Here is a 7,028-nt window from a genome sequence, read left to right as displayed (position 1 = left end):
GGATTGTCTACATCCCAGTATGGCGGATTGTCTACATCCCAGTATGGCGGATTGTCTACATCCCAGTATGGCGGATTGTCTACGTCTTCAGGAGGTGGTATGTCGACATCTTCAAATAATGTATATAAAAGTAATATTCCACCTTGGCCAGTGTTTTTACTAGAACTAGAAACTAGAGGGTATTTTGCACAGGCTCAATTAATTAGAAAACATATTCCATCATTTTTGTATCCTGAAAATTTCTTTTAATTTTTTTATGTAATAAAAATACATCTCAAATCGGTGTCTTTTGAGATGTATTTCAGTCTTATATTTTCAAGTAGGGGGCATTTTTGTATAACTCTTTCTCATTAAAGAAAGTTCTTGAACTTTATGCTGCCATACCACTGATACTGATAGCTTTAGCTGGAACTTATAAGTTCGGTTATTTTTCTACGTTTGATGCTTTATGGGTATTGCCTTCTATATCTGCTTATAGTTTGTTTTACTCAATTTTAACTACTAGTTTATTGTTTGCTTTTGGGAGCATACTTTCTTTAATTTACTTATCTGTTGCTGCTTGGGTGGGCCATTTATATTCACTCATTTTTTCCATACTATTCGTAATACTATCCATATTCTTTATAGGAATCGATGTATCGATTACCTTATCAACTAAGTTAATTCCACTTTATTTTGGTGTGTTTTATTACTCCTATGTACATAGTTCTATTTTTGGAGGGCAGATAGACCAGTACTTTGCCTCCCCTTTAGTATTATTTTTAAGCATGGTTGCTTTTGGTTGTATGTTTGGAAGTGGTGTAAACGATGCGAATAGCGCCATTAATAACAAGACATTGCCAATAGTTTTGTTTGAGCAGCAAACTGCATATCCAAATGATCAGTCTGATTGGAGACTATTAGAAGTGATAGATACCCGATTTGTTCTGATTAATCTTAAAAATAAAACAGATTATGGGTATGAAATGAAAGTAGTTGAATACAGTAAAGTTGACAGTATTTATTAATTTAAGCCCCATTAATTTTCTAGCTTCTTTTTATAGTTTTCCTAAAATTAACATAATACACGTTATACGAAATGTGCTCATGAAATTGAATTAAATCAACACATTGAGATCCACTAAAAAGCCCAGTTTGTGCAAACTGGGCTTTTTAGTGGATCATTCATCCAATATGCCTATTTTCTCAGCAATCTGCGTCTGGATTGATAACTCTTACTGAACAATTACTTGCTTTGCTCTTTTGTTTTTTGATGCTGTTCTCGCTCTTTTTTAAAGGCTATTTGATCCATGACACTCGCAATGATCATGATGGGAATGCCGACCAAGAGAAAGGCAATGCCTTGTAGAATCTCTTTCAGTTTTTTCATGTGTAATGCTCCTTAGAGAGCTTAGTCCTCATTGAATACGGCATTCAGGACTCGTCCAAATAAGCCACGTTTTTTAGGTTCTTTTTGGGATGTCTCATAGTGTGTTATTGATTTGTGTTGTGGTGCATCATTGGGATGCTCCATATTTGTCTCATGGGGCATTTCATTCTGTTTTATTGCTTTATTTGTATGGGTTACATGTGTTTCATGTGTATTGTCTTGTGGTGTATCATTAGGTTGTTTCATGGTTGTATCGTGAGACAAACCTTCAGTATTTTCTTTATGTCCTATAAGTAATTGAAAACGGTCTATCTGATCTAAATAACGTTGCTCTCGGTCTTTATAAGCTTCAATTTCTTTTTTCATAAAATCTACTAATTGGCGTAAATCTGCATCATCTTTGGGGTGATTTAAGATTTGGTTAGTTTCATTTTTTTTATTTGGTTCACCAAAACAACGGATGACCTCTGAGACATCAAAAAGATTATCAGAGCTTCTAGACAAACGACCTTCTTTGATAGCTCTATATAGTGTAGAACGACTAACATTAAAGCGTTTAGAAACTTCACTTAGTGATAACTTAGCCATTTACAGTGTCCTTTTGATTAGATGGCATATATCCCACTTTTTTTAGGTATGGATAGAGTTCTTTAAATCGTTCAGGATCTTGTAACATTTCAGCAATACGAACAGCAAATTGTTGAAAGCTTTCTGTTCCTTGTGAATATTTTCCCATATCAGGTAACTCTGAAAGTTTATTAGCGAACAAATGACGTTGTGGATCTGTCATTCGAGAAAACAGATCAAAATTATTATGAGTACGCTTAATTTCGGTTACTGGAGTATTAACTTTTTTAGGTTTAAAAGTGAATGATAAGCCTGAAATAGCTCTTCCTTTTTTGAATTGTTCATATTCAACAGTAATATCAGTTAAATCATTAATTTGCTTTATAGCTGGCTCTAATACCCGATTTTTGAAGTTAATCATTTTCTGATATTCATTGGTTTCTAAACCTAATTTTTCTCGAAAGTCTGCTAAATCAATGACTGGAGTTTTACCGACCTCTTTCCATGAGATTAACAATTCGTATAAGCGGATAGCATATTTACTAGTTAACTGAGCGACTTGTTTTAATTGGTAACTAGTAAAGTGTTTCTCTAATCTAGTGATGAGAGGAACAACATCGGGGGCAAATGTAACTTCTAGAATAGCAAGATCATCTATATAGGCGATTCTACTAACCCATCGTGATTTGACTACAATTTCTTTGTTAGTATCTTTATGATTATCTTTAAAAGAAAATTTTCTTTCAAAAAGATTATGAACAGCATTTTTTAAAGCACTGTAAGCTGCTTCTTTAGTTACATCAAAGCGTGTTGCATAGTCAGAAGCGTGTATCTCTAATTTACTATCAGAAGTAATTCCTTGTTCTGTTTCTCTAGCTCTTATGATAGATAAGAGTATTAGCCGTTGCTCTGTAACTTCTAGATTATAACTAGCATTAACAAGAATATTATCTTTGACAACCAAATCACTTTTCATAGAACTACATATTATTAGCGTTATTAAGACTACATTATCAGTATATGTAGTCAAAAGCAAAGAGATTGTAGTCTTATGACAAAGAGATTGTAGTCTTATGACAAAGAGATTGTAGTCTTATGACAAAGAGATTGTAGTCTTATTGGCTTTGAAAGCCTTATCTATAAAGGCTTTCAGCGCGCTTAAAAGCATTAAAAGCATTAAAAATAATTAAAAGCCTAAGACATGAAAAATTGCCCTATGTTTTCGCTACGCTCAAACTCTATTGAACTTCGCTTACACTCAGTTCGTAGGGGCAATTTTTAGTAAATACCAGATGTGAATCAAATATTGAAAAAGCAACGTCAAAAACAAGAATGGATTCGCTTCGCTCATGAAGCTTTTTTACTCGCTACGCTCGTTCATGAAACAAAGATTTCGAATCGCAAAGCTCTAAAATGACTATGAATAATTAAATACCGCATTGTAATCAGGGAAAAAACAGCAAAAATTTGAATTGGGCATTGTCACTCGTAGACACTCGTTCTATTCTTATCTCTTAAATCAAAATAGGCTTTATTCACTCTCATTTGCGTTTTTAGGCTTGTTTTCAATAAAAGACAATGGATTCTATATCTTCTTGTTTAAGTGCTGTTAAAACGCATTAAAACGCAATCTATGGCTATCTTCATTCAATTGAAAAATAGGCTGAGCCATTTATCTATTCAGAAAAAGAAAGGCTATCTCAAATTTTTAAAACTTAGGTTTGCATAACTGAAAAATTGAGCAGGAATATGGCTGAATTGCATTCAATATCATTCACTCTATAAGATGTTTTGAGACTTTTATTTTTCATACATTGCGATCCTATATAAATCAATTGATTAAATATAGTTATGTATGAAGTTTTTGATTTCTATATTTTTTAAAATTTTGTAAGTTCTTGATTTTTTAGCATCCTACTAGGTGCGTATGGTGTATCCACAAAAAAGGTCTTTTATAGGAATAAATTTTTTAAATTACTGAGTCCATTCTTCGCAATTTGGGGCTTTTTAGGGCGTTTATTTCTTAATGTTTTGATGGAAATGCCAATAGGATGCAAAATATTAGTATTTAGTTGTAAAAGTGATGCAAATAGTTTTTATAAATTAGCAAAAAGTTGCAAAAGTTATGTAAAAATAATGCAATTAGTCTATATATTGTATCTATCCCATCTGAGAAAAATTGAATATGAAACGGAAAAAAAGTGTAAGGTTCTCTCTCCTTTTACCCGTCATTGAGCAACTTATAAATGAGGGGTATACCCAACAATCGATTGTTGAAAAACTTCAAATGGATCATGAGCTAGATCTCAATTTGAATACATTTAAAAGCTATTTATATCGATTTCGTTCACAGGATAGAGACACTCAAGAGAAATCTTCTTCTGACAGGGAAAAAGAAAAATATACCTCTAGCTTCTTATCGAGTTTGCAAGATGCCGAACAAAAAGAGAATGAATCAGAGCAAAGCAAAACTATGTCCTTAGCTGATCGGCAAGGCATGAAAGGAGATATAAATAGATCCCGTGCTAAAGCTAGAGAATTATTCAATGGTGCATCAAAATAGGTTTGTTTGATCTTTAGCTAGATAAATTAAACTTCGTATATGTGGTTCAATTTTTTAGTTGTGAATAATTTTTGAAAAATTTAATGAAAAAAGATTTTTTTTTTAGACATGAGCTACACTCTTTTTATTTTTATGAGTGATAAACATGGTTACGGGAAAAAATTATTTCAAATATGTTGGACTTGAATTTGTTAAATTCTTAATACCAATTTTTATAACTTTTTTAACAGCTTGTTTCTTCTCAAAACTTTTTTCATCAAAAAAATTATTTGAAACTTATGTTGCTGCGAAAATCAATGCGCATCTTACAAACGAGTTTCTCTCAATTTTAGGGGCTATTACAGTTCTTCTAGGAGTTTTATTTATTATTAAGAATCTTTCTGGATTCAATGCATTAGATAAAGTTTTAAATTTAATATTAGAGGAAATACCAAAAAATATAACAATTTTTGGTGGAGCAATCACTGGTTCTATGTATGCATTATCATGGTATTCATATAGTTATGACGTCATTTTAAAGCAAACACCGATGGAAATATTCGTTTTAGGTACTTGTTTTGCTATCACGTTCTTTATATATGCAGTTACTCTTCAATATCTTATTGATCGAAAGAAAATGAAAGATAATCAACAATCGGAAAACTCTAGTAAAGACTAAAAATTCGTATAAGAGATTTTATGTTAAATATTTAGAAATTTATTATTTTAAAAGGAAAAACGCCCACTATAAAAGTGAGCGTTTTTTTTACCCGCAGATACAACCTTTATCCAAATGGACAGCCGGCGGTAGTGCTAAATCTTGAAGCTATACTATCTGTATAAATATTTATCGTAAACAGTCAAAATGACCTACTATATGTATATACATAGTATAATATATATCTATAATTTTGTTTTTTTATTTAAATTGAGATAAATCATGGATTTAGAAAGAAAGCCTGTTTTGAATAAATGGGGAGAAGAAGCATGTTCTTTAGGATGGGTCAGTGTCCCTACCTTATTATTATTTGCACAAAAAGACTTAAAAATTTCTGCATCTGAACTAAATGTTTTGATGAATTTATTAATGCATTGGTGGGATAAATCCGAAAAACCTTATCCTTCGCAAAGTGCCATAGCATTTCGTTCAGGGTTAGCTCCTAAAACTGTACAAAGAGCGTTACACAGCCTTGAAGATAAAGGATTAATTGGAAAGACATCTACAGCAAGATCGAATAACATTACACGTGGACGTAATTATTATGATTTAACACCATTAGTGGAAAGGTTGAATGTAATATCACCAGTTATTCTAACCCGTTTGAAATTGAATAAAATATTGGGGCGATAGTGTTAACAGAACAACAAAGCAATTCCGTTATTGAATGTATATCTTTACCAAGATTTGCAACATATAGAAAAATCTTAGAGCAAATTCATGGCTCTCATAACCAGATCACTGTAGTTGATCAGGTATTGTTCTATGCAAAAATGCAAGATATATATTCTTGTTTTTACGTGGTTATGCAAACGTTAGAGATAACACTTAGAAATAGAATTCATGAGTGCAAAACTGAACATTATAATAAAGCAGATTGGTTTGAAAACTTAAAAGCAGAGTCTTATTGTACATCTACAGCTAGAAGAATTATTAATGCAGCACTAACTAAAACAGAAAGTGATTTTGAGTCAAAAAATAGAGACCCAGAGCCACAAGATATCTTAGCTAGAATTACTTTTGGGTTGTGGCCTGAAATTTTAAAAGGAACTTACAGAGAGACGTTATTTTGGCAAATATATGGTTCAAAAGTATTTCCAAATAAAGGAAATATTAAGTTGAGTAAAATTGATGACCACCTTCTAAAATTAGGTAAGTTAAGAAATAGACTCTATCATTATGAACCTCTATGGAAGACTACAAGAAATTTCAATAGTTTTAGTCAGTTAGATGATGTTATGAGAGAGTATTTTAAAATAATTATGACTTTAATAAAGTATTGTTCTCTCGAAAAATATGAACTAATGACAAAAATGGAGCAAGATGTGCAATTTGAAAAAAAGATGGCTGACTTAGCCTTATTTTTTTCTAAAATTAATTAGCAGGCGTCATTTTGATTAAAGATAAAAAGAAATTTAAGTAGAAAGACATGATCTGTCGCTTGATTTTTACTCTTTCATAAAAAGCACGAAAAAAGTAGTAATGTACTCTAATAAGTTTTTTATTATTAATATCTAAGAGTTATAGAGCTATGTCACGACCAGAAATACCAAATTTAAGAACTTGGCCCCGCAATTTAAGTACATCCCAGTATGGCGGATTATCTACATCTCAGTATGGCGGAATGTCCACATCTCAGTACGGTGGAATGTCTACATCCCAGTATGGTGGAATGTCTACATCCCAGTATGGTGGAATGTCTACATCCCAGTATGGTGGATTGTCTACATCCCAGTATGGCGGATTGTCTACATCCCAGTATGGCGGATTGTCTACATCCCAGTATGGCGGATTGTCTACATCCCAGTATGGCGGATTGTCTACGTCTTCAG

At 32.3% G+C, this 7,028-nt stretch carries 9 protein-coding genes and 1 pseudogene; 6 read left to right on the top strand and 4 right to left on the bottom strand.

Translation table 11 applies throughout. The annotated features are described in order from the left end of the window. Positions 1 to 249: pseudogene (locus GTU69_RS16725) on the top strand (hypothetical protein); the annotation flags it as partial. 83 nt (positions 250 to 332) lie between these two features. Continuing rightward, positions 333 to 1,007, top strand: a complete 675-nt coding sequence (locus GTU69_RS16720; protein WP_166172190.1) for a hypothetical protein — start codon at positions 333 to 335, stop codon at positions 1,005 to 1,007. Between the two features lie 218 nt (positions 1,008 to 1,225). On the opposite strand, the gene GTU69_RS16715 is transcribed toward GTU69_RS16720, so the two are convergent. From GTU69_RS16715 to repM, 3 genes are read right to left on the bottom strand one after another with little or no spacing between them, the layout of a single operon-like run. Beyond that, positions 1,226 to 1,369: a hypothetical protein gene (locus GTU69_RS16715; protein ID WP_166172188.1), complete on the bottom strand. Its 144-nt coding sequence runs from the start codon at positions 1,367 to 1,369 to the stop codon at positions 1,226 to 1,228. Positions 1,370 to 1,390: 21 nt separating this feature from the next. Next, entirely contained in the window at positions 1,391 to 1,957 is a 567-nt protein-coding gene (locus tag GTU69_RS16710) for a plasmid replication DNA-binding protein (RefSeq protein WP_166172186.1), read from the bottom strand. Continuing rightward, positions 1,950 to 2,912 (bottom strand): replication initiation protein RepM, encoded by a 963-nt coding sequence (repM, locus tag GTU69_RS16705; RefSeq protein WP_166172184.1) that lies wholly within the window; start codon positions 2,910 to 2,912, stop codon positions 1,950 to 1,952. The genes GTU69_RS16710 and repM overlap by 8 nt, the downstream gene beginning before the upstream one ends. Positions 2,913 to 4,121: 1,209 nt before the next feature. Here repM and GTU69_RS16700 point away from each other — a divergent pair. From GTU69_RS16700 to GTU69_RS16685, 4 genes are all read left to right on the top strand, one after another. Further along, on the top strand, positions 4,122 to 4,499 hold the full coding sequence (locus tag GTU69_RS16700; protein WP_166172182.1) for a hypothetical protein: 378 nt from the start codon (positions 4,122 to 4,124) through the stop codon (positions 4,497 to 4,499). 145 nt (positions 4,500 to 4,644) lie between these two features. Next, positions 4,645 to 5,157 carry a hypothetical protein gene (locus GTU69_RS16695; protein ID WP_166172180.1) on the top strand — a complete coding sequence of 171 codons (513 nt, stop codon included), beginning with the start codon at positions 4,645 to 4,647 and terminating at the stop codon, positions 5,155 to 5,157. A 261-nt stretch (positions 5,158 to 5,418) separates the two neighbouring features. Further along, positions 5,419 to 5,829, top strand: coding sequence for a helix-turn-helix domain-containing protein (locus GTU69_RS16690; protein WP_166172178.1), 411 nt, complete (start codon positions 5,419 to 5,421; stop codon positions 5,827 to 5,829). Further along, a complete protein-coding gene (locus GTU69_RS16685) occupies positions 5,829 to 6,578 on the top strand; it encodes an Abi family protein (RefSeq protein WP_166172176.1) in 750 nt (249 codons plus the stop codon). Before GTU69_RS16690 ends, GTU69_RS16685 begins: the two co-directional genes overlap by 1 nt. Positions 6,579 to 6,831: 253 nt before the next feature. Here the strand turns inward: GTU69_RS16685 and GTU69_RS16680 are convergent. Next, positions 6,832 to 7,028: hypothetical protein (locus tag GTU69_RS16680; RefSeq protein WP_240921742.1), on the bottom strand; the 197-nt coding region annotated here is incomplete at its 5' end.

The sequence above is a fragment of the Acinetobacter sp. SA01 genome, assembly GCF_011319235.1.
Classification (GTDB): domain Bacteria; phylum Pseudomonadota; class Gammaproteobacteria; order Pseudomonadales; family Moraxellaceae; genus Acinetobacter.
The sequence above is the reverse complement of the archived record's forward strand: the minus strand, read 5'-3'. Positions and strand labels throughout refer to the sequence as shown.